The organism is Rhodococcus gordoniae (assembly GCF_001646655.1).
Taxonomy (GTDB): Bacteria; Actinomycetota; Actinomycetes; order Mycobacteriales; family Mycobacteriaceae; genus Rhodococcus; species Rhodococcus gordoniae.
This window is the reverse complement of the sequence record NZ_LPZN01000044.1, coordinates 23,622-44,527: the sequence shown is the minus strand read 5'-3', so window position 1 is coordinate 44,527 and position 20,906 is coordinate 23,622. Positions and strand designations below refer to the sequence as shown.

At 68.0% G+C, this 20,906-nt stretch carries 19 protein-coding genes and 1 riboswitch; of the genes, 12 read left to right on the top strand and 7 right to left on the bottom strand.

From position 1 onward, the window contains the following. Window positions 1-20: 20 nt before the first annotated feature. A riboswitch (TPP riboswitch) is annotated at window positions 21-117 on the bottom strand. A gap of 823 nt (window positions 118-940) precedes the next feature. After that, window positions 941-1,087 (bottom strand): hypothetical protein, encoded by a 147-nt coding sequence (locus A8G18_RS23090; protein WP_167352103.1) that lies wholly within the window; start codon window positions 1,085-1,087, stop codon window positions 941-943. Window positions 1,088-1,307: 220 nt separating this feature from the next. On the opposite strand from A8G18_RS23090, the gene A8G18_RS15815 reads away from it, so the two are divergent. Further along, entirely contained in the window at window positions 1,308-1,502 is a 195-nt protein-coding gene (locus A8G18_RS15815; protein WP_059381617.1) for a hypothetical protein, read from the top strand. Window positions 1,503-1,559: 57 nt separating this feature from the next. On the opposite strand, the gene A8G18_RS15810 is transcribed toward A8G18_RS15815, so the two are convergent. Continuing rightward, window positions 1,560-1,757 carry a CsbD family protein gene (locus tag A8G18_RS15810; protein ID WP_016933004.1) on the bottom strand — a complete coding sequence of 66 codons (198 nt, stop codon included), beginning with the start codon at window positions 1,755-1,757 and terminating at the stop codon, window positions 1,560-1,562. Window positions 1,758-1,876: 119 nt separating this feature from the next. Between A8G18_RS15810 and A8G18_RS23085 the strand changes: the two genes are divergently transcribed. Then, window positions 1,877-2,053, top strand: coding sequence for a hypothetical protein (locus A8G18_RS23085; RefSeq protein ID WP_165369246.1), 177 nt, complete (start codon window positions 1,877-1,879; stop codon window positions 2,051-2,053). A gap of 13 nt (window positions 2,054-2,066) precedes the next feature. Here the strand turns inward: A8G18_RS23085 and A8G18_RS15805 are convergent, their stop codons facing one another. Then, on the bottom strand, window positions 2,067-3,086 hold the full coding sequence (locus A8G18_RS15805) for a magnesium transporter CorA family protein (protein WP_084421872.1): 1,020 nt from the start codon (window positions 3,084-3,086) through the stop codon (window positions 2,067-2,069). A gap of 29 nt (window positions 3,087-3,115) precedes the next feature. Beyond that, the gene (locus A8G18_RS15800) at window positions 3,116-6,598 is read right to left on the bottom strand and encodes a serine/threonine-protein kinase (protein ID WP_064064710.1); all 3,483 of its coding nucleotides are present in this window, start codon (window positions 6,596-6,598) and stop codon (window positions 3,116-3,118) included. A 158-nt stretch (window positions 6,599-6,756) separates the two neighbouring features. On the opposite strand from A8G18_RS15800, the gene A8G18_RS15795 reads away from it, so the two are divergent. The 7 genes from A8G18_RS15795 (at window position 6,757) to A8G18_RS15765 (ending at window position 15,548) form a co-directional block, all read left to right on the top strand. Further along, entirely contained in the window at window positions 6,757-7,116 is a 360-nt protein-coding gene (locus A8G18_RS15795; RefSeq protein ID WP_016934846.1) for a hypothetical protein, read from the top strand. Window positions 7,117-7,123: 7 nt separating this feature from the next. Continuing rightward, window positions 7,124-8,251 carry a class I SAM-dependent methyltransferase gene (locus A8G18_RS15790; protein ID WP_064064615.1) on the top strand — a complete coding sequence of 376 codons (1,128 nt, stop codon included), beginning with the start codon at window positions 7,124-7,126 and terminating at the stop codon, window positions 8,249-8,251. A 95-nt stretch (window positions 8,252-8,346) separates the two neighbouring features. Next, complete coding sequence (locus A8G18_RS15785; RefSeq protein WP_064064614.1) at window positions 8,347-9,189, top strand: Bax inhibitor-1/YccA family protein; 843 nt, start codon at window positions 8,347-8,349, stop codon at window positions 9,187-9,189. 134 nt (window positions 9,190-9,323) lie between these two features. Then, window positions 9,324-10,709, top strand: a complete 1,386-nt coding sequence (locus A8G18_RS15780) for a cystathionine beta-synthase (RefSeq protein WP_064064613.1) — start codon at window positions 9,324-9,326, stop codon at window positions 10,707-10,709. 13 nt (window positions 10,710-10,722) lie between these two features. Further along, on the top strand, window positions 10,723-11,874 hold the full coding sequence (locus A8G18_RS15775; RefSeq protein ID WP_064064612.1) for a cystathionine gamma-synthase: 1,152 nt from the start codon (window positions 10,723-10,725) through the stop codon (window positions 11,872-11,874). A gap of 252 nt (window positions 11,875-12,126) precedes the next feature. After that, window positions 12,127-14,037, top strand: a complete 1,911-nt coding sequence (locus A8G18_RS15770; protein ID WP_245207898.1) for an SEC-C domain-containing protein — start codon at window positions 12,127-12,129, stop codon at window positions 14,035-14,037. Window positions 14,038-14,186: 149 nt separating this feature from the next. Next, on the top strand, window positions 14,187-15,548 hold the full coding sequence (locus A8G18_RS15765) for a C40 family peptidase (RefSeq protein WP_064064610.1): 1,362 nt from the start codon (window positions 14,187-14,189) through the stop codon (window positions 15,546-15,548). A gap of 108 nt (window positions 15,549-15,656) precedes the next feature. Here the strand turns inward: A8G18_RS15765 and greA are convergent, their stop codons facing one another. Next, on the bottom strand, window positions 15,657-16,151 hold the full coding sequence (greA, locus tag A8G18_RS15760) for a transcription elongation factor GreA (RefSeq protein WP_016933815.1): 495 nt from the start codon (window positions 16,149-16,151) through the stop codon (window positions 15,657-15,659). Between the two features lie 245 nt (window positions 16,152-16,396). Continuing rightward, on the bottom strand, window positions 16,397-16,825 hold the full coding sequence (locus tag A8G18_RS15755; protein WP_064064609.1) for a DUF4307 domain-containing protein: 429 nt from the start codon (window positions 16,823-16,825) through the stop codon (window positions 16,397-16,399). Between the two features lie 180 nt (window positions 16,826-17,005). On the opposite strand from A8G18_RS15755, the gene mca reads away from it, so the two are divergent. Genes mca through A8G18_RS15740 form a run of 3 tightly spaced genes read left to right on the top strand, consistent with a single transcriptional unit; the run spans window position 17,006 to window position 20,227 of the window. Further along, the gene (gene mca / locus A8G18_RS15750; RefSeq protein ID WP_064064608.1) at window positions 17,006-17,866 is read left to right on the top strand and encodes a mycothiol conjugate amidase Mca; all 861 of its coding nucleotides are present in this window, start codon (window positions 17,006-17,008) and stop codon (window positions 17,864-17,866) included. Then, on the top strand, window positions 17,863-18,189 hold the full coding sequence (locus tag A8G18_RS15745) for a hypothetical protein (RefSeq protein WP_064064607.1): 327 nt from the start codon (window positions 17,863-17,865) through the stop codon (window positions 18,187-18,189). The genes mca and A8G18_RS15745 overlap by 4 nt, the downstream gene beginning before the upstream one ends. A 43-nt stretch (window positions 18,190-18,232) precedes the next feature. Beyond that, entirely contained in the window at window positions 18,233-20,227 is a 1,995-nt protein-coding gene (locus A8G18_RS15740; RefSeq protein WP_064064606.1) for a thioredoxin domain-containing protein, read from the top strand. 4 nt (window positions 20,228-20,231) lie between these two features. On the opposite strand, the gene A8G18_RS15735 is transcribed toward A8G18_RS15740, so the two are convergent. Continuing rightward, window positions 20,232-20,894 carry a TetR/AcrR family transcriptional regulator gene (locus A8G18_RS15735; RefSeq protein ID WP_064064605.1) on the bottom strand — a complete coding sequence of 221 codons (663 nt, stop codon included), beginning with the start codon at window positions 20,892-20,894 and terminating at the stop codon, window positions 20,232-20,234. Between the last annotated feature and the right edge of the window lie 12 nt (window positions 20,895-20,906).

Genomic DNA, 20,906 nt, shown 5'->3' with positions numbered 1-20,906 from the left:
GGAACGATATGGGGGCAGGCACGGTCATGTCGGGACATCCCTTCGTCAGCATTACCTGATCAGGTTCGACGGGTGTGATCTCAGCCCCGCTCGTGCGGAGCACCCCGTGTCACGGGCGACCCTAGCACTGCGGCTCCCACACGCACCTCCGGGGCGGCGTCGGTCTGCGTACGACTACGCGACGCGAGGACGGCGAAGGGTCCGTCGGTGAACCCCGACGGGCCCCTTCTTCTGCTGTTTTCCGTGGAGCAGACCCCGCTCGACGGTATTCGGGCGTACGAACCGCTTCGGCGGTGTTCGATGCACACGAACCGAGCGGGGGTGCGTGCATCGATGGGAGCCGTAGTAGCTGCTGCGGTGGTCGGAAGTGCCCTGACGGCACCGATGGTGTCAGGACCGGCACCGGCGTCGCGTGCCTCTCGTAGGTCGGACTCGGACAGACACTGCACGACCAGTACGAGCTGTGGCACCACGAACTTCGCGATCCCGCGCAGCGGAGGCGGAAAGTGTTGTGCGGCGGACAGTCTCTCGGCGATTTCATCACCGGCTGCTTCGCGGAACGGGACTTCGACGGAGATCGGTCTCGACGGCGTTCCCCGGTCTGTTCGGCGACGCACCCACGGTGTCGCCGGAGGTCTTCGAAGATCCGGGAATCGTCCACCGGTGGCTCGACTACGACGAGGAGGGCACAGCGGCGTCGTCACCCCGACGAAACGCGGTGCACCGATCGGGGGAGCGAGGTGACGTCGATTGCGGGGCCGGCGCGGAATCACACCGCCCGAGACGGATCATCCGCACGAACGCAGATCGGTTCTGCCCGGCTACGACCATATCGACGTGCTCACTGCGGCAGCCGAACAGAACGCAGCCGAACAGAACGACGGGCAGCCCGAGCCGGTATCGCCGGCACCGGCCGACTACGCGGCCGGGTGAGGTGCGATCAGGCGCCGCGTGCGGAGAAGAGCGAGGTGTAGTCGTGCGGGCCGCTCACCTCGGCGACAGCGGTGACGGCGTCGATCTCGGCGTCGGCTTCCGGAGTGGTGGGCGCGAGGAAGAGAGGGTTGTCGAATTCTTTGTTCTGGCTCATGGCCGTCCTTTCGGGTGCGGTCGGGGAGACCCCGGCCGTGGGGCAATGCGAAGAAGAGGGGCCGCGGTACACGCGGCGGGGAACTCTCACGTCCGGTCCGGAACCTTCGGGCACCGAGGTGCGAGGTTGCTCATCCCATGCGAGCCGAACGATGCTCCCACCCTACACCAGAAGCTTCGCGCGACGTTTGATCGGCGAGTTGCGTGGGAAGACACTCGGCATGGCTACCTACAGAGTGATCGATCCGACCGGTAACGTCGTGGACACCAAGGAAATCGAGAGCGCGGACGACGCTCACGCCTGGTTCGTCGACCAGCGCGCCGACAACAGCGAACTCGGCTGGCGCATGGAAGCGCAGAACGAACAGGACGGTACCTGGCACTTCTTCGACGACACCGAGGGCACCTCGAAATAGTCCCCACACACACGCGGTGCCGGTAGTCGCAACTACCGGCACCGCGTGTATCGGGGACTACTTCTTGAAAGCGTCCTTGACGTGCTCGGCGGCATCCGAAACCTTGTCGCCGGCCTGCTTCAACCCGCTGGAGGTCTGGTCGCCGCGACCCTCGGCTTCGAGATCACGATCACCGGTTGCCTGACCGGTGTTCTCCTTGATCTTGCCGCCTGCTTCTTCTGCCTTGTGCTTTGCCTTGTCGACGAAGTCGGCCATGGGTCCTCCTATGTCATCGAACGTTGCCCTTACGGAGTACCCGACTCGAACCGAGCGAAACCGAACACGGCGTACTCGTCCGTGTCAGACTTCGACGACAGACAGCCAGGAGGAGATCGATGTCGCATCCCACCAACCCCGGGCCCGAGGGCGACGACCCGATCGGTGACGCCCCGGACGCCGACCCCGAACTCGTCCGCGACGGTCCCGTGCAGCACCGTCGATCCGCGGGGGCGGTGATCGCCACCGTCGCGGTGGTCGTCGTGATCGTCGTGCTGCTCGTCGTCCTTCTCTGAGCGCGGCGAGGGATCACAACCAGTCCCGCTTCTTGAACAGCACGTACAACGCGATCGCCGACACCGTGATGATCGCGACTCCGGTGAGCATGCCCCACCACTCGCCGAAGCCGGGATAGGGCACGTTCATGCCGTACCAACCGGTCACAGCGGTGGGGACCGCGATGATCGCGGCCCATCCCGTCAGTTTCTTCATCACGATGTTCAGACGGGCGTCCTGCAGCGACAGGTTCGTCTCGAAGACGGTGTTCACCATCTCGCGGAGCGACTCGGTCCACTCCGCCGCCCGCATCACGTGGTCGTACAGGTCGTTGTACGAGCTGTCGAGTTCGGGGTGACGGTTGTTCTCGGCGCGGGTGCGCATGACCGCGTTGATGATCTCGCGCATCGGCAGCACCACTCGCCGAAGTTGCACGAGTTCCTTGCGGAGACGGTAGACGCGACGCTGGATGTACCGAGTGGACGCCTGATCCTCGAAGAGGCAGTCCTCGAGGTCCTCCGCGGCGTCGTCGAGTTCCTGAATGGTCTCGAACTGCCCGTCGACGACCGTGTCGAGCAGGCCGTGCACCAGCGCCCCGGGCCCGTACTGGAGCAGGTCCGAGTTCTCGTCCCACCGGCGCACCACCTCGTCGATGTCGAACGGGCTGCCGCGCCGTACCGTCACGACACCCCGGGGCAGGACGAACGCGGAGATGCGGGTGGTGTGCAACCGGGACTCGTGAGCCTGATCCTCGTCCTCGGAATCCGGAGAGAGGTGTGTCGCGTAGACGGTGAGGAAGGTGTGCGTGGCGTAGCGGGTGGCCTTGGTCCGTTCTCCCTGCGCGAGCGAATCCTCGACCGCATACGGGTCGAGGTTCCATTCCTCGGCGAGTTCGAGCAGGTCCGCGTGCTCGGGGTTCCACAGGTCCACCCACACGAGGGCGTCGGCGTCGGCAAGATGATCCGACACCGCGGAGAGGGGAAAGCCCTCGTCGACGAGTTTCCCGTCGGTCCATCGCCGGGTCCGGATAGGTCTGTCGTTTCGGTCCGTCACCTCGGCAGTGTCCCCGAATCCCGCGGGGTTCACACCACGGGACGATCTTCGTCCTCGGCGAGTCGTACCGCGCGTTCCAGGAACTGCGCGTCGACCCGTGCCCAATCGTCCGGCCACCGGTCCTCCTGCATCCGTCGGTGGAGCGCCCCGAGAGTGCGGGTCGCTCGTGGGCCGCCGTCGACGAGATAGCGCACCATCCCGCGCGACGCGCACTCCGCAGCCACCATGGCGAGCGTGCGTTCGGCCTCCTGCGTGCGTCCGTCGGCGTTCAGGCAGCAGACGAGCAGCCTGATGGCCTGCAGGTGTGCGCGGGGACGCAGGTCCGCGGTGCGGCGTACCCACAGCTGTGCCCAATCGACCGCGCGTTCCGCGGCGCCGGATTCGTCGCTCTCGCAGAGCAACCGGATGGCGGTGGCGTCCTCGAGTTGGAGCCTGATCTCCACGGTGCCGTCCGGATTCGGGCGGTCGGAACCGGGCATCGTGCGGGTCGGGGTCGGCACAGCGCCCAGTCCCAGACGCACTCGCTCGTTCTCGAGGCGTGCCCGTAGCCGCGGCAGGTCGTTGAGCGCTGCTGCGCGCAGTCCTTCGTCCAGCAGTGCCGTCGCGGATTTCCGATCGCCGTGCATCATCTTCATGCGTGCTGCAGTCGCGAAGCGTGCGATCATGAAATCTGTTGCCCCGCCGTCTATTCCCAACAGGTTGCTCTCGTCGAGCAGTGTCTCGGCCTCGGCGGTCCGTCCTTGTTCGTAGAGCAACTCGCCGAGCATCGCCGCGGCGAGCCGGCCCGAATGCGTATGGATGCCGCCGTGGCGGCGGGCTCGCCGCAACGCGGTGCGGAAGTACTTCTCCGCGCCCTCGACGTCGAGTTGTTCGTTGACGGCGATGCCGCACAGGCACTGCCCGTAGATCGCGGCGAAGGGTCCTCGGGTCTCGCGATGGAAGGGCGCCGCCCATTCCTGACGACGCACGGCCGAATCGAAGTCGAAACGGAAGATGTCGGCGTAGGACGCGAAATCCGCTGCGGCCGAGACGACCCACGGATGCACGGCCGACGGATCGTCGAGACATGGAGCGACGAGCGCGTCGATGCCGTCGATCCGATCGGAGTTCATGAGCAGAGAGGCTTCGACCGCATCGGCCTCGAGGCGCAACGCGTAGGGATCCTGGCCGGCCGTGACGCCCGAGTCCACGAGGTCGCGCACGGTCGCCAGAGCGCTCCGGGCGAGACTCAGCCGCTGCAACGCGCTGTTCGCCCACGCCTGCGCCAGCAGCAACCGCGGTTCGCGTGCGACGGCCTGCGGCGGCAACGTGTCGATCAGCGCGAGCAGGGGAGCGATGTGCCCGTGCTCCATCAGATACATGCCGTCGGCGGCGAGCAGATCGACGGCGAAATCCGTATCGCCGGCCTCCATCGCGTGGTCGACGGCCTCACGCAACATGTGATGCCGCGCAAACCAGTCGGCAGCCGTGCGGTGCAGTCCGGCGATCTTCTCCGGATGGTCGCGCTCGAGGCGGCGCCGGAGGAAGTCCAGGAACATGTGGTGGTACCGGAACCAGACACGCTCGTCGTCGAGGTGCCGCAGGAACAGGTCGCGTTCCTCTGCTTCCTCCAGGACGGCCTGACTGCGCGGGTCACCGGTCAATGCTGCGGCAAGGCTGCCGCTGACGGATTCGGTGATGCACGTGGCCAGCAGGAACTCGTACATCCGGGGTTCGAGTGTGGAGAGCACGTTGTCGGCGAGGAACTCACCGATCGCGTGGTGCCGTCCCGTGATGTTCTCGATCATCCATGACGGATCGTCGCTGTCGCGCAACGACAACGACGCGAGTTGCAGTGCCGCCACCCAGCCTTCGGTGCTTCGGTTCAGGTCCTGGACGTCCTCCGGCCCGAGGTCGATGCCGCTCACGCCGCGCAGGAACGAATCGGATTCGTCGACGTCGAAACGCAGTGCAGTCGAATCGAGTTCGACGAGCTCGTCGCGCACCCGCATGCGGCTCAGCGGAAGGCCGGAACGGTTGCGGCTGGTCACGACGAGTTGCAGGTGGTGGCAGCCCCTGTCGAGCAGGAAGTCGAGGGCGGCGCACGTCTCGGGCGAACTCACCCGGTGCCAGTCGTCGACGAAGAGTGTCGCGGCGGTGTCGGATCGGTGCAGATCGTCGATCAGTGTGGACAGTACGTAACGTTCGGCGTCGTTCCCGTGAACGTCGAGGATCTGGGCGAGTTCGCGTGCCAGCGAAGGCCGCACCTGTTTCATCGCCTCGATCAGGTGCGCGAGGAACCACAGCACGTTGTCGTCGTCGTCGTCGACCGTCAGCCAGGCGACCTGGGCACCCTCGTCGGCGAGAACGTCCCGCCATTGCGCGGCGAGAGTGGATTTCCCGAAACCCGTAGGGGCGTGGATGGCGATGAGACGACGTCGTCGTCCGGCCTGCAACAGCGAGATCAGCCGACGGCGTTCGACGAGCGGACGGGTGGTCGACGGCGGACGGAACCTGGTCGACGGCGCGACGGTCGGTCCCGTGGGGCCCGAGAGCACCCCCGACGACGGCCCTGTGACGGGCAGATCCGCCGGTGTCTGCGGTGGACTCGTCGGAGGAGGACCGGGCAGGGCCATCTCGTCGACCGGTAGGCCGTGAGCTCGTTGGATGTTCCGCAGGATCTCGCCGAAGGCGGCCGCCGTCTGGGGCCGGTCGTCGGGGTCGGTGGCCATTCCGCTTTCGAGCGCGGCGCACACGTCGTCGGGGATGCCGTCGTCGCGCAGATCGGGGATCGGTTCGGAGGTGATGCGGACGAACTGTGCGACGACCCTCTCGCACTCCTTCCGCTCGAAGGCCGCGTGCCCGGTGATCGCGGCGAACAGCGTCGCGGCGAGTCCGTACACATCGGCCGCGGGTGTCGGTGCCCGGCCGCGCAACACCTCGGGTGCGGTGAACGCCGGGGAGCCGGTGATCTCCCCGGCCGTGGTACGGAAACCGTCGCCGATGCGCGCGATGCCGAAGTCGGTGAGCTGCGGCTCGCCGTACTCGGTGAGCAGGATGTTGCCCGGTTTGACGTCGCGGTGCAGCACGTCGGACCGGTGCGCGGTTTCGAGAGCACCGGCCATCCTGACGCCGAGCCGGACCGCCTCGGGCCACGACAGCACCCCGTACCGGCGCAGGCGGGTGTCGAGCGAGTCGTGCGGGTGGTAGTGCATCACCAGATAGGGCAGGTCGTCCGTGGCACCTGCATGAAGCACGGTGACGATGTGCGGATGCCCGGACAGCCGTCCCATCGCCCGTTGCTCCCGCAGGAATCGCTCCAGATCCGCGGGTTGGGGCGCCCACCGGAGGACCTTGACGGCGACATCGCGGTCGAGCGATTCCTGCCTGCAGCGGTAGACGACACCGAAACCGCCGCGGCCGATCTCCTCGGCGCCGGTGAAACCGGCGTCGTGCAGCGCACGCACGATCGCGGACTCGGCCACGTCGACGATCGGTGCGCGTTGAGTGGTGGCCGGATCGTTCTCGGGCATCGGCGCGATCACCTCGGGGAGCTGTTTCCCCAGGATAGTCTCGAAATGTGCACGCCCGCCGCAGATCGTGCGTCGCCCCTGGTCTACCGTGGTCCGGCCGGACCACGGTGCCTCACCGGGAACGGACAAACGACACTGCGACCAGAAGTGGGACATAGATGAAGAAGACTCTCGCGGCGCTGTTCGGTGCAGGTGTGGTCCTGCTCGCGGCGGCGTGCGGATCCTCGGACGGATCGGGCTCGGCCGAGGAGACCACCACCACGACGGCGACCGCCTCGGCCTCGGCGGAGGCCGGCACCACGGGCACCACCGTCGAACTCGGCAAGAGCTACGAAGAGAACTGCGAGGCACTGCTGCCCTACCTCGACGAGCTCGAGGGGTGGGGTCAGGACCGCGCCGCAGCGGCCCAGGCCGTCGCCGACGCGCAGCAGCAGCTCCCGGCATGGCAGGACCTCAGCGAAGAGGAGCAGGCCGACACCCTGCGTGCCATCGAGAACGCCGGGAAGGGCGAGTGCTGACGGTCGAGTGTTGATCGACGAGTTGTACGACAGGTTGAGGCGCTTCCCGGACGTGGAAGCGCCCAACCTGTTCGCCGTCGACGGGGCCGACCGTCTGCTCCTCGACGAAGCCGCCCCCGTCCTCGACTCGGCCTCGCCGGGCACCGTCGTCGTCATCGACGACCAGTACGGCGCGCTGACCCTGGGCACGGTCGTCCGCTTCGGGGTGGAGGAGATCCGGGTGCATCAGGATTCGGTGGTGGCCGAGCGCGCCCTGGCCGCGAACGCCGAGCGTGAGGGCCTCACCGATCGTTACCGCTCCGGCGCTCTCGACCCCGATCTGCTCGCCGGGGCCCGCGTGGTGCTGCTACGGCTTCCCCGCTCGCTGTCGGCGCTCACCGAGATCGCCGAGACGATCGCCCGCCACGCCGACCCCGAGGTCGTCGTGTTCGCCGGTGGCCGCGACAAGCACATCGGCCTCGCGATGAACGACGTGCTCGGTGCGTCCTTCGCCGAAGTCCGTGCGTCCCGGGGACGCCAGAAGTCGCGGGTGCTCACCGCGCGCGGGACGACGCCCGGACCCGCCTCGTATCCCGTCCGTGAGCACCTCGCCGAACTCGACCTCACGGTCGTCGCGCACGGCGCTGCCTTCGCCGGCCCCCGTCTCGACATCGGTACCCGATTCCTCCTCGACTTCTTCCCCCGCATCCATGCGGACGTGCAGGTCGCGGTGGATCTCGGCTGCGGCACCGGCATCCTTGCAGCGATGCTCGCCCGGCAGCTTCCCGACGCCCGGGTGATCGCGACCGACCAGTCCGCCGCCGCGGTCGCCTCCGCCGCGGGGACCGCCGCCGCGAACGGCTTGTCCGACCGTGTCGACACACTCCGCGACGACGCCGCCGGCTCGATCCCGGCCGGGTCGGTCGACCTCGTGGTGTGCAATCCGCCCTTCCACCTCGGCGCGGCCGTGCACACCGGCGCCGCCCGCAAGATGTTCGACGCCGCGGCCCGGATCCTCCGGCCGGGAGGACAGATGTGGACGGTCTACAACCGTCACCTCGACTACCGCCCCGCGTTGTCCGGCATCGTCGGCGCGACCCGCGTCGAGGGCCGCAACCGCAAGTTCACCGTGACCCGGTCGGTACGGAGCCGGTAGAGTCCGATTAGTCCGAGCTTTCCCGACGATCGGGAACTCGTGAGGTCACTGCCTCGTTGAACGGACAGAAGCGACCACGAGAAGGGAAGTGCACGGTGCGCACCACCAGTAACCCGGTGTTCCGCAACCTGCCCAAGCAAGAGGGCGGCGGATACGCCACGTTCGGCTCTGCGACGGCGGGCGCCGCGCAGGCCACTCAGCAATTCGGGCAGCCGCAGACGGATCCGTGGGCACGTCCCACCGACCAGCGGACCATGACGATCGACGATGTCGTCACCAAGACCGGCATCACACTCGGCGTGCTCGCTGTCTCGGCCCTCATCTCCTACGTGCTGGTCAACTCCAACGTCGACCTGGCGGCCCCGTTCGTCATCGGTGGCGGTCTGATCGGCCTCGTCCTGGTGCTGGTCGCGACGTTCGGCCGCAAGATGGACAACCCGGCCATCGTTCTCGCCTACGCCGTGGCGGAAGGCTTCTTCCTCGGCGCGCTGTCGTTCATGTTCACCGACATCACCTTCGGTGGCACGGGCGGCGCGACCCTGATCGCTCAGGCCGTCCTCGGCACCTTCGGCGTGTTCTTCGGCATGCTCGTCGTGTACCGCACCGGCGCCATCCGCGTCACCCCGCGCCTGACCCGCATGATCGTCGGCGCGCTCGTCGGTGTCCTGGTCCTGGCTCTGGGCAACCTCATCGCCGGCTTCTTCATCGACGGTGGTCTCGGCCTGCGCGACGGTGGCCCGCTCGCCATCGTCTTCAGCCTCGTGTGCATCGGCATCGCGGCGTTCAGCTTCCTGCTGGACTTCGATTCCGCCGATCAGCTGATCCGCGCACAGGCTCCGGAGAAGGCCGCGTGGGGCGTCGCCCTGGGCCTGACCGTCACCCTGGTGTGGCTGTACGTCGAGATCCTGCGACTGCTCAGCTACTTCCAGAACGACTAGCAGGACTCCACGAAGACCCCGGGCCACGGTCCGGGGTCTTCGTCGTCCTCGGAGGTGGACCGTGTTCCCGGGCCGGCAGGGGAGCGTGTACACCATCACCCCGACGAAAAGTCACGACGTGGGAACATGGAGTCATGCGCATTGCGGATTCCGTCGTCGACCTCATCGGAAACACACCTCTCGTCAAGCTCAACACGGTGGTGAAACCCGGCTCGGGGCTCGTAGCGGCGAAGATCGAGTACCTCAATCCCGGCGGCAGCTCCAAGGACCGCATCGCGGTGAAGATGATCGATGCGGCCGAAGCGTCGGGTGAACTGAAGCCGGGCGGCACGATCGTCGAGCCCACCTCCGGCAACACCGGCATCGGCCTGGCCCTGGTCGCGCAGCAGCGCGGCTACAAGTGCGTGTTCGTGTGTCCCGACAAGGTCGGCGAGGACAAGCGCAACGTGCTGCGGGCCTACGGCGCCGAGGTGATCGTGTGCCCGACCGCCGTCCCGCCGGAGCACCCCGACAGCTACTACAGCGTCTCCGACCGTCTCGCCCGTGAGCTCCCCGGCGGCTGGAAGCCGAACCAGTACTCCAACCCGGGTGGCCCGGCGAGTCACTACGAGACCACCGGCCCGGAGATCTGGAACGACACCGACGGCAGGATCACGCACTTCGTGGCGGGCGTCGGCACCGGTGGCACCATCTCCGGCACCGGTCGGTACCTCAAGGAGGTCTCCAACGGTGCGGTGAAGGTCGTCGGCGTCGATCCCGAGGGCTCGGTGTACTCGGGGGGCACCGGCCGGCCGTATCTCGTCGAGGGTGTCGGTGAGGACTTCTGGCCCACCGCCTACGACCCGTCGATCCCCGACGAGATCATCGCCGTCTCCGACGCCGACTCGTTCGAGATGACCCGTCGCCTCGCCCGTGAGGAAGGGCTGCTCGTCGGGGGCTCGTGCGGTATGGCCGTCGTCGCCGCACTGCGGGTCGCCGAGCGCGAAGGCCCCGACGCGGTCGTCGTCGTGCTGCTGCCCGACGGTGGCCGCGGCTACATGTCGAAGATCTTCAACGACAAGTGGATGGCCAGTTACGGCTTCCTCCGTGCACCGCTCGACGGTAAGCCCGACGACTCCACCGTCGGTGACGTGCTGCGCGGCAAGAGCGGCGACCTGCCCGATCTCGTGCACACCCACCCCTCCGAGACGGTGCGCGACGCCATCGAGATCCTCCGCGAGTACGGCGTGTCGCAGATGCCGGTCGTGGGCGCCGAACCGCCCGTCACCGCAGGTGAGGTCGCCGGCTCGGTCAGCGAACGCGAGCTGCTCAGCGCCGTCTTCGAAGGGCGCGCGAACCTCGCCGATCCGGTCGAGAAGCACATGAGCCCGCCGCTGCCGAACATCGGCGTGGGTGAGTCCATCGACGCCGCCACCAAGGCGTTCGGCGACACCGATGCGCTCATGGTGATCGACGACGGCAAGCCCGTCGGCGTCATCACCCGCCACGACCTGCTCGGATTCATCTCTCAAGGCCGATAGGACACAGATCTTCATGACCGACCAGAACCAGCACGGTTTCGCGACCCGCGCCATCCACGCGGGGTACGAGCCCGATCCGCAGACCGGTGCCGTCAACGTGCCGATCTACGCGTCGTCGACCTTCGCCCAGGACGGCGTCGGCGAGATGCGCAACGGCTTCGAGTACGCCCGCACCGGCAACCCCACCCGGCGTCCCCTCGAGGCGAACCTGGCAGCGCTCGAGAACGGCGCCTACGGCCGCGCGTTCGGCTCGGGTATGGCCGCCACCGACTGCCTGCTCCGTTCGGTGCTGCGTCCGGGCGACCACCTGGTCATCCCCAACGACGCCTACGGCGGCACCTTCCGCCTCATCGACAAGGTGTTCACGCAGTGGGGGATCGAGTACACCCCGGCCGCGGTCAACGACGCCGACGAGGTGCGCGCGGCCGTCCGCCCGAACACCAAGCTCGTGTGGGTCGAGACGCCCACCAACCCGCTGCTCAACATCGGCGACATCTCGGCGCTCGCCGACATCGCGCACGAGGGCGGCGCCAAGCTCGTCGTCGACAACACCTTCGCGTCGCCCTACCTGCAGCAGCCGATCACCTTCGGTGCCGACGTGGTGCTGCATTCGACCACCAAGTACATCGGTGGGCACTCCGACGTGGTCGGCGGCGCGCTGGTGACGAACGACGAAGAGCTCGACACCGCCTTCGCGTTCCTGCAGAACGGCGCGGGTGCCGTGCCGGGTCCGTTCGACGCCTTCCTCACGCTGCGCGGCATCAAGACGCTCGCGGTGCGGATGGAGAAGCACTCCGACAACGCCGAGAAGCTCGTCGACTTCCTGTCGGGACACCCCGCCGTGAGCACGGTGCTGTACCCGGGGCTCGAATCGCATCCGGGCCACGAGTACGCGGCTCAGCAGATGCGTCGCTTCGGCGGCATGATCTCCGTGCGCCTCGCCGGGGGCCGCCAGGCCGCGCTGGACTTCTGCAAGCGCACCGAGATCTTCACCCTCGCCGAGTCGCTCGGTGGCGTGGAGTCGCTCATCGAGCATCCGGGCGCGATGACCCACGCCTCCACGGCAGGCTCGTTGCTCGAGGTCCCCGAGGACCTCGTCCGCCTGTCGGTGGGCATCGAGGACGCCGCCGACCTGCTCGCCGACGTCGAGCAGGCACTCGGCTGACGGGCCCGTCCGGGTAACTCGCACGAGAACACGAGAAGAAGGCGTCCTCCGGGGCGCCTTCTTCTCGTTGCGTCCGCATGAAGAGAACGGTCCCTGTGCGAGTGCCGGATCCACGACCGTTGCGATCACCACACCGACCGGAGATGCCGGTCGCCATGTTCTGCGTCCGGTCGTGCAGGTGAAGGTCGGGGGCGACGTGCGGAGAAACCGCATCGTCCCCGGAAGCAGTGCCGCGGGCCGTACGATCCAGTGGTGACGGACAGCGAACATCCCGAATCCGCCCTGTGGGACACCGTGCTCGATACCGTACGGCGCCACGGACCCATGACGATCGACGAGGTGGCCGACCATCTCGAAGACCACGGATTCGGCTCCGCCGAGCAGGTGATGATCGACCTCGAACAGTCGCAACCGCATCCGCTGCTGTTGTGGTTGTCCGACGACCGTGTCGCGGCGACGGATGTGCTGTTCGAGGGCAGGACGCTCACGCACCGTCTCACGGCCGACGATCTCGCCCGGAACTCGATCCCGGTCGACGACATCGAACCGCTCCTGATACTCGTCTCCGAGGACGACGAGTTCGATCTCGTGCAACCGGCAGAATCCGAAGAGACTGCAACGCAGGATGACCCGGATGCGGGGGTGGGCGGCCGTCGGGAGATGATCGTCTTTCCCGACGGGGCGCTGGCGGGTCACGGACCGGGAGATCTGATCGCCCTCACCGCGCGGGACGGCCGCCTGTCGTTCGCGCCGGTCCACGGTGAAGCCCGAAGCGGCGTGAGCGAATTCGTGCACGCGCTCGAGCAGGGGATCGCCCGCGAACAGGTGGCGAGCCTCGAGACCGCGTTCGTCGACGTACTCGCCGAATCGTCCGGGACGTTCTCCGCGCCGTCCCTGCCGCTCGGGGAACTTCTCGCCGAGGCCGGCTTGGTGCGCAGTGGGGATCTGGTGGCGCCGAACGGATTCGACTTCGACGGATACTTCGACCGGGCGATGTTCGAGATCTACGCCGAACAACTCGGGATACCCGTCGACGCCGTGCCGGGTGTGGCCCTGTTCGCGTCGCTGGTCGAAGCATTCGAACGCGGCGACGACGACGATTTCGAAGAACGCTTCGCCGTGGGGAAGTCGGGTCTGTACTCGGTGCTGTCCGATCCCGAGATCGCCGAGACCGTCCACGACGAGCTGGTGGGGGAGAAGCTTGCCCCCGAGGCGATCGAGCAGGCTGCGCTGTGGTTGCTCGATCACGCGCCCCGGCGCGCGGCGGGCGCAGCGCACTGGATCGCCGGCCGCGCGGCCGAGTCCACCGGACGGATCGCGGAGGCCGAACGGCACTACGAACGTTCGGCCGATCTCGATTCCGCCTTCGACCTGCCGTTGTTCGATCTGGCACGGTTCGCCTCCGACCGCGGGGATGCGGTGCGGGGTCTGTCCCTGCTCGCCAGGGTGCCGGGTGGCGACGAACATCCCCTCTACGAACTGCTCGACCGGTACCGGCCGAAGGAGGTCCCGGGCCTCGGCCGCAACGACCGTTGCTGGTGCGGGTCGGGCCGCAAGTACAAGGCATGTCACCTCGGACGCGCCGAGCATTCGCTCGAGGAGCGATCCGACTGGCTGTATATGAAGGCGGCCATGCACGCCCTGGAACCGGCGTGGGCGGAACACCGGGTCGCCCTGGCGGAGGCCCGTTCGGGTTACGGGGACGACGACGCCGTGGCCGAGGCGGTCGCCGATCCGCTCGTCGAGGACGTCCTGTTGTTCGACGCCGGCGCGTTCGCCGATTTCGTCGAGCGTCGCGGGGAGTTGCTGCCCGAGGACGAGTCGGAGCTGGCCCGCTCCTGGCTCGCCGTCGCGCGGTCGGTCTTCGAGGTCGAGGCGAGTGTGCCGGGGGAGACACTCGCGCTGCGCGACGTCCGCACCGACCGGGTGGTGGAGGTGTCCGCGCCCTGGCTGACGGGTGAGATACCCGCCGGCACGCTGCTGTGTGCCCGCGTCATGCCGGTAGGCGAAGGGCGATGGGTGATGCCGGGCGGATGCGAGCCGGTGACGGAGGACCAACGGGAGACGCTCGTCGCCCTGCTGACCGAAGAGACGGTCGATCCCGTGGACATCATGGACGTCCTGACCCACCCGGACGCCGCCGACTTCTATCCGGCTCCGTAGTTCAGGTCACTCCGGTCACACGAATCCCACCGGTCTCAATACTGGAACGTGTTCCTGAATATATGTGATAAGAACATTCGGAAGCCGTACTGGTGATCGACCTCACAGTTACGGTGGGAGCGGTTGATGGATGGATGTGGGGGTAGCGGATGTCGATGGACCCGTCTGCGGTCATCGTGGCAGTGGCTACGGCAGCAAGTGCGCTCGTGCAGGGCGTGGACCTACCGGCAGAGATCAAGGATCGGATCGACGGGGCGATCGAGTCGTTCGAGGCAGGTGCGGAGAACACCGACACGGACGTGGCGAATTTCGTCGCCTCGTTGCCCGAACCGATGCAGCAGGGTGCCCAGCAGGCGGTCGCGGACGCGACAACGGCGGTCGCGGGGGCGATCGAGCCCCACCTGCCCGAGGAAGCGGCCGCAGAGTTGCATCCCGCCGATCCGCAAGCGGCTCCGCCCGCCCTGGCGCCCGAACCTCCGGCCGCCCGGCCGGCGCCGTTCGGGATACCGGTGCAGCCACCGGTCACCGGCACGGTCGGAAACCCGCAGCCGGGAGCCACGATCCCGGGCACCGGGATCACGTTGCCGTCGATCCCGGCGATCCTTCCCGGAACGCGGCTCGCGCCCATCGGCGCGATCGCGGTGTTCGCGCCGTGGCTGAAGAAAGCGGGCGAACTGTGCGAGGGTGTCTCGGCGCCGGTCCTCGCCGCTCTCTACTCCGCAGAGAACGGTTTCCGATACGGCCCGGCCGCCCCGGTCTCCCCGGTCGGTGCGCGCGGCCCTGGGCAGTTCATGCCCGGTACCTGGGACCAGTACGGCAAGGATGCCGACGGCGACGGCAAGGCCGACGTCCTCGGCATCGCCGACCCCGTCATGGCCTCGGGCAAACTCCTGTGCGACAACTACAAGCTCATCGACGACTGGAAGAAGCGCGGTCTGGTCGAGGGCGACACGCTCGATCTGACCCTCGCGGCCTACAACGCGGGGGTCGGCGCGGTGAAACGTTCCGGTGGCATGCCGTCCGGTCATCCCGACTACGAGAACCAGACGAAGCCCTACGTCGCGAAGATCCGGGCGACCGAGCACGTCTTCGCGCGTATGCTCTCGCCGTTCCTGGGCCGGGGTATCGGAGGCGGCGCCGGCGACATCGGCAACCGCGTCGTCGACCTCGCGTTCAAGTACCTCGGCCTGCCGTACGTCTGGGGTGGCGGCAACATCAACGGGCCGTCCGGTGGCGGATTCGACTGTTCGGGCCTGACCTCGTACGCCGTCTTCGCCGCGACGGGTGTCGCGCTGCCGCGTACGTCCGAGACCCAGTGGCACGTCGGCACCGAGATACCGCTGTACGCGGCACGTCCCGGCGACCTGCTGTTCGGCAACTGGCAGGCCGGTGGTCCCGGCCACGTAGCGATCTACATCGGCGGCGGGCAGATGGTGCACGCACCCACTACCGGCGATGTCGTGCGGGTGGGGCCGGTCTTCCCCGGCATGAAGGCGCGCCGCATCTTCTGAGAAGGCGCACCTTCCGGAAACCTGCCGGGAATGCACGAGGGCCCGACCGGAGAACATCCGGTCGGGCCCTCTGCACGAAGCTCTGCCTAGGAGCTCTGCTTCACGGGATCAGCCGCGGTAGGGTTCCGCGCTCACCAGCGTCACCTTCATGGTGTTGCCGTTGGGCAGGTTGTACTCGCGGGTCTCGCCGACCTTCGCGTCGATCAGGGCGCCACCGAGGGGCGAGCTGGGGGAGTAGGTCTCGAGCTCGCTGTTGCGGGCACCCTCTTCGCGGGTCGCGATCAAGAACGTCTCCGTGTCGGTCTCGTCGCCTCCGTAGTAGACGGTCACGACGGAACCGGGGAGGGCGACGCCCGACTCGGTCGGAGCGACGCCGACCTTGGCGGTGCCCAGCAGCTCCTGGAGCTGACGGATGCGGGCTTCCTGCTGGCCCTGTTCCTCGCGGGCCGCGTGGTAGCCGCCGTTCTCCTTGAGGTCGCCTTCCTCGCGACGCTCGTTGATCTCGGCGGCGATGACAGGACGATTCGCGATGAGCTGGTCCAGCTCGGCCTTGAGTCGGTCGTACGACTCCTGCGTCAGCCAGGTCACCTGGGTCTCGGTCATCCTCGATCACTTCCTTCGGGTTGGAGCCCCCGGCTCCGTGGACAAGTCGTGCACATGCAACGACCGCAACAGCACGACCGCCGTCGTCCCCCCATGGCTTCAGGCTGAACGGAAGTCGTACTGTCTGTTGATGCTCTTATGCAGCAATACACGGCCCCAAAGGGTGGAACCGTGTATCCGGCCATTTTAGCATCTTTGCGGTCCGCACTCCGGGAAAGCGCTGGAAGGCGGGTGTGGGAGCAGGATCAGGGTGCGCGCAGATAGTCGGGCGCCTCGGTACTGCAACCGTAGCTGTCGCCCATACCGGGACGCTGGGACGTCTTCACCGTGGAAGTGAGCACGACGGTCTGCGAATCGGACGCGGGGACGAGGACCTCGCGCCGGCCCGTCTCACTCCCGTCCTTCGAGCGGGCCCGGATGATGCAGACGGAATCCTGCGACGGATCGTCGCGCGTGACCTTGAGTTGGATGTCGATGGTGCTGTCGTCGATGATGTCGAAGGCGACGACCTCCGACTCGATCGGAGTCGAGTTGTTCTGGAACAACACGAACGCCAGGACGAGCCCCGCGAGCAGGCCGGCCACGGTGAAACCCCAGCGTTTGCCGCGTGTCGATACGCCGGAGCCGGGGTATCGGGACGACGGGTACCGGTCGGTGGGGGTGGTGTTGCTCATCACTTTGCTTTCGCAGCGGGAGAATGGATCGGGCGTCGCCGCAGGGCCACGGCTGACGACGGAATTATCAGGTGGAACTATAGAGGACGGATCCGGTGCGACCGCGACGCGGGCGCGGGGACGGTTCCGGCGAAGCAGACGACCTGAGGTGGAGGAATACACGTGAGCGGACTACGGCTCATGGCCGTGCACGCCCATCCCGACGACGAGTCGAGCAAGGGCGCGGCCACGATGGCCCGGTACTCGGCCGAGGGGCACGAGGTCCTGGTGGTCACGCTCACGGGCGGAGAGCGCGGCGACATCCTGAACCCCGCGATGGACGTACCGGGCATTCGCGAACGCATGAGCGAGGTGCGTCAGGAGGAGATGGCCGAGGCGGCCCGCATCCTCGGAGTGCGCCAGCAGTGGCTCGGCTTCGTCGATTCCGGCCTGCCCGAGGGCGACCCCAAGCCGCCGCTGCCCGAGGGATGCTTCGCGGTCATCCCGCTCGACGAACCGGTCCGCCGGCTCGTGCAGGAGGTGCGCGAGTTCCGTCCCCACGTCATGACCACCTACGACGAGAACGGCGGTTACCCGCATCCCGACCACATCCGGTGCCACGAGGTGTCGGTCGCGGCGTACGAGGCGGCGGCCGATCCGGATTTCCATCCGGAGCTGGGCGAGCCCTGGGCGGTGCGCAAGCTGTACTACTCGCACGGTTTCATCCGTAAGCGGCTCGAGTTGTTCCGCGAGGAGTACGAGCGTCGCGGGGAGCCGTTCCCCATGGAGCAGTGGCTCAGCAAGTGGCGCACCGAGCAGGGCGACATCATGGGACGCGTGACCACCCAGATCACCTGTGGCGACTACTTCCCGAAGCGCGACGACGCGCTGCGGGCGCACGCCACCCAGATCGACCCCAACGGATCGTTCTTCGCGGTGCCGTTGGACATTCAGCAGAAGGTGTGGCCGACCGAAGAGTTCGAGTTGGCCAAGACCCGCGTGACCACGGAGCTTCCGGAGACGGATCTGTTCGCGGGCATCGAGGACGGACAGGGCGAATGACGATAGGTACGCTCGCGGTCGATGTTCTGGCCGTCGAGATTCTGGCCCAGGAGCCGACCGGCCCCGAGTTCGGCAAGGCGTCCCCGCTCGGACTCGCCATCGTGGTGGTCCTGCTGGTTGCGACCGCGCTGCTGATCCGGAACATGAACAAGCGGCTGAAGAAGCTGCCCGAGAGTTTCCAGCCGGAGCATCCCGGGCCCGACCAGGCCGTGGACGACGGCACGTTGCCGGGTGCGATCCCCGGCACCGCGGATGCGGAGGGGGCGGGCGAGCCGAAGAAGGTCACCGGCCCGGAGCGTCCCGAACCCACCAAGGGAAGTTGACGACCCTCCGCCGCCGAGGGTTCTCCTTCCGTAGCGTGGGGGCATGGCGAATCGACTGGCCGACGCCCTGAGTCCCTACCTGCGGCAGCACGCCGACAATCCGGTCCACTGGCAGGAATGGGGCGAAGCCGCTCTCGCCGAGGCGGTCGAGCGCGACGTGCCGATCCTGCTGTCGATCGGCTATGCGGCCTGCCACTGGTGTCATGTCATGGCGCACGAGTCGTTCGAGGACGAGGCCACCGCCGCCGTCATGAACGAGAACTTCGTGTGCGTCAAGGTCGACCGCGAGGAAAGACCGGACATCGACGCGATCTACATGAACGCGACCGTCGCGACGACAGGCCGGGGCGGGTGGCCGATGACCTGCTTCCTCACGCCCGACGGTGGCCCGTTCTATTGCGGCACGTACTACCCGAGCACGCCGCGTGGGGGCATGCCGTCCTTCACGCAGCTGCTCCATGCGATCACCGACACGTGGCACAACCGTCGTGACGAGGTCGCGCAGGCCGCCGAGGCCGTCGTCTCCGAACTCCGTCGCAGCGGCGGTGGACTGCCTGCCGGGAGTGTCGCGATCGACGGTGCTCTGCTCGACGCGGCGTCGGCCGCGATCGCCGCCGACGAGGACCGCGAACACGGTGGCTTCGGTGGCGCACCGAAATTCCCGCCGTCGAACCTCCTCGAGGGACTGCTGCGCGGATACGAGCGCACCCGCTCCGCCGACACGCTCGGTCTCGTCGAGCGCACGACCGGCGCGATGGCGCGGGGCGGGATCTACGATCAGCTCGGGGGCGGGTTCGCGCGCTACAGCGTCGACGCCGCGTGGACGGTGCCGCACTTCGAGAAGATGCTCTACGACAACGCGCTGCTGCTGCGGCTGTACGCGCACCTCGCGCGGGTGACCGGTGCGGAACTGCCGACGCGCGTCGCGCGGGAGACCGCCGAGTTCCTGCTGCGCGACCTGATCACCCCCGACGGCGGATTCGCGTCGGCCCTCGACGCCGACACCGACGGGGTCGAAGGCCTCACCTATGTGTGGACGCCCGACCAGCTCGTCGAGGTGCTGGGCCCGGACGACGGCCGGTGGGCGGCGGACGCGTTCACCGTCACCCCCGGCGGCACCTTCGAGCACGGCACCTCGGTGTTGCAGCTGCTCGACGAGCCGGACGATCCGGCGCGACTCGCCGACGTGCGGGCCCGCCTGTTCGCCGCTCGCACACGGCGCCCCCAGCCCGGACGCGACGACAAGGTCGTCACCGCGTGGAACGCCTTCGCGATCACCGCGCTGGCCGAGGCAGGCGTCGCGCTGGGTGAACCTGCCTGGATGGACGCCGCGACGAGGTGCGCGCAGTTCCTGCTCGACCGGCACCTGATCGACGGCCGGCTGCGCCGCGCGTCGCTCGGGGGTGTCGTCGGATCACCGGCGGGTGTGCTCGAGGACTACGGGGCTCTCGTCACGGCGCTGCTCGCCGTGCACCAGGGGACGGGGGACCGGCGCTGGGTCGAGCGTGCGACGGAACTCGCCGACGTCGCGCTCGCGCAGTTCGCGGATCCGGAACGTCCCGGTAGCTGGTTCGACACCGCACACGACGCCGAATCGCTGGTCGCCCGGCCCCGCGATCCGGTCGACGGGGCGACGCCGTCGGGAGCGTCGCTGATCGCCGAGGCGCTGCTCGGCCTGTCCGCGCTCGTGCACGACGACTCCCGCTACGCCGATTCCGCCGCGCTGTCGCTGTCGACGGCGGCGATCCTGTTCGAGAAGGCGCCACGGGCGGGAGGGCACTGGCTGACGGTCGCCGAGGCGTCGGTGCGCGGGCCGCTCCAGGTCGCCGTAGCGGGCGGCGGTGAACTCCTCGACGTGGCCCGCCGCCTCGCGCCCGGGGGAGCGATCGTGGTGGGCGGCGAACCCGACTCGTCGCCCTTGCTCGCCGGTCGTCCCCTGGTCGACGGTGGCGCCGCGGCCTATGTGTGCAGGGGGTTCGTATGCGACCGTCCGGTGACGACGGCGACAGGTCTCCGCGAGGTCCTGTCCGCGGTCTGATCGGTCAGGGCCAGGCGGACGCTGTGCGTGAGTCGAGGAAGTCGCCTTCGCTCGTCACCGGCGCCTCGAACATTCCCGCGCTCGCGTCGATCAGGAATCGGGCGAATCCCGTCCAATCGGGTTCGATGCCTTCGCGTTCGAGGCGTGCCTCGTAGTCGGCACACGCATCGACGACGAGCTTGCCCAGCAGTCGCGCCCGTCCGGTGACGACGGTGTCGGGCAGGTGGGCGACGCATGCTCTGGCTCGTTCGATCAGGACGTCGAGGTACGGATCTTCGACGGTCGTTCTCGCCGCGATGTCGGCCATCGACGGTACCGCTCTCAACTGGCGTAGGAATCGAGCCCGCCAGCTCGGGACCGGCATCGAGGCGAGTTGGTCGGTGAACGGCAGGATGAGGCAGCTCAGGTAGTCGCGGAGGTCGGGTTCGGGCCCGAGCAGGGCCAGGAGTTCGACTCGTCGCCGGCGGGTGTCCTCCGCGTAGCGGGTGAGCATGGCGCGGACGAGTTCCTCGCGGTCACCGAAGTGGTAGTTGACGGCGGAGTGGTTGGCGTTACCGGCGTGTTCGGCGATGCGCCGATTGGACACGCCGTCGACGCCGTGGGTGGCGAACAGTTCTTCCGCCGAGTCGAGTAGCGCTCGTCGCGCCTGGTCCCCGTGGGTGCTCACGCTTCTCCTGTC

Coding starts and splice junctions, on each gene's coding strand:
- A8G18_RS15765 (WP_064064610.1), top strand. CDS start 14,187: ATGTCGATGGACCCGTCTGCGGTCATCGTGGCAGTGGCTACGGCAGCA.
- A8G18_RS23090 (WP_167352103.1), bottom strand. CDS start 1,087: ATGAGCCAGAACAAAGAATTCGACAACCCTCTCTTCCTCGCGCCCACC.
- mca (WP_064064608.1), top strand. CDS start 17,006: ATGGCCGTGCACGCCCATCCCGACGACGAGTCGAGCAAGGGCGCGGCC.
- A8G18_RS15740 (WP_064064606.1), top strand. CDS start 18,233: ATGGCGAATCGACTGGCCGACGCCCTGAGTCCCTACCTGCGGCAGCAC.
- A8G18_RS15745 (WP_064064607.1), top strand. CDS start 17,863: ATGACGATAGGTACGCTCGCGGTCGATGTTCTGGCCGTCGAGATTCTG.
- A8G18_RS15800 (WP_064064710.1), bottom strand. CDS start 6,598: ATGCCCGAGAACGATCCGGCCACCACTCAACGCGCACCGATCGTCGAC.
- A8G18_RS15815 (WP_059381617.1), top strand. CDS start 1,308: ATGGCTACCTACAGAGTGATCGATCCGACCGGTAACGTCGTGGACACC.
- A8G18_RS15810 (WP_016933004.1), bottom strand. CDS start 1,757: ATGGCCGACTTCGTCGACAAGGCAAAGCACAAGGCAGAAGAAGCAGGC.
- A8G18_RS15775 (WP_064064612.1), top strand. CDS start 10,723: ATGACCGACCAGAACCAGCACGGTTTCGCGACCCGCGCCATCCACGCG.
- A8G18_RS15795 (WP_016934846.1), top strand. CDS start 6,757: ATGAAGAAGACTCTCGCGGCGCTGTTCGGTGCAGGTGTGGTCCTGCTC.
- greA (WP_016933815.1), bottom strand. CDS start 16,151: ATGACCGAGACCCAGGTGACCTGGCTGACGCAGGAGTCGTACGACCGA.
- A8G18_RS15755 (WP_064064609.1), bottom strand. CDS start 16,825: ATGAGCAACACCACCCCCACCGACCGGTACCCGTCGTCCCGATACCCC.
- A8G18_RS23085 (WP_165369246.1), top strand. CDS start 1,877: ATGTCGCATCCCACCAACCCCGGGCCCGAGGGCGACGACCCGATCGGT.
- A8G18_RS15780 (WP_064064613.1), top strand. CDS start 9,324: ATGCGCATTGCGGATTCCGTCGTCGACCTCATCGGAAACACACCTCTC.